Origin of the sequence: Prevotella sp. Sow4_E9_plate (assembly GCF_052116205.1) — a bacterium.
Taxonomy (GTDB): Bacteria; Bacteroidota; Bacteroidia; order Bacteroidales; family Bacteroidaceae; genus Prevotella.
Map to the genome: position 1 here is coordinate 1 of NZ_JBQKLN010000142.1, position 512 is coordinate 512.

Genomic DNA, 512 nt, shown 5'->3' on the forward strand with positions numbered 1-512 from the left:
CATACCTTCCCTGGAGCGAATGGGCTATCACATCGACCACCGTCAGATTCATCTGATGGGGCTTTCAAATGGAGGTAGTGCGATAGTGGCAACCATGCACTCATCCCATGCCAAGGATTTCAAGAGTTTGACATCTATCTCCTGTAATCTTGGAGGATTGAGGAAGGTGCCATGTAGAATCAATCTGATTGGTGGCGGTCAGGATCATTCTTCACGTTTGATGCCAAGTCAGGCAAGCAGACTCAGCAAGATGGGAGTCCATACAGGGCTGTTCTTTGTTCCAGAAGAAAACCATTATGTTTTGGTAAACAGGCGCAATGAGATTATCGAGTTTCTCAAACAGGAGATGAATCTGACTTGCGTCAGGGAATAGAAAAGCCTATGTTTTTTGAATTATATGTTTGAGCCCACTTTAAAAAGGGGCATATTTTGAATCCAGCATGACCAGTGTGGTCATTCTGAGTGAAACATAGCAATCGGCTCCGCTGGTGAATATCTGTCGAGAAATCGCT

General features: G+C 44.7%; 1 pseudogene. It reads left to right on the plus strand.

The annotated features are described in order from the left end of the window. Positions 1-373 (plus strand): annotated as a pseudogene (locus ACTQ53_RS17615) (hypothetical protein); the annotation flags it as partial. Positions 374-512 lie beyond the last annotated feature (139 nt).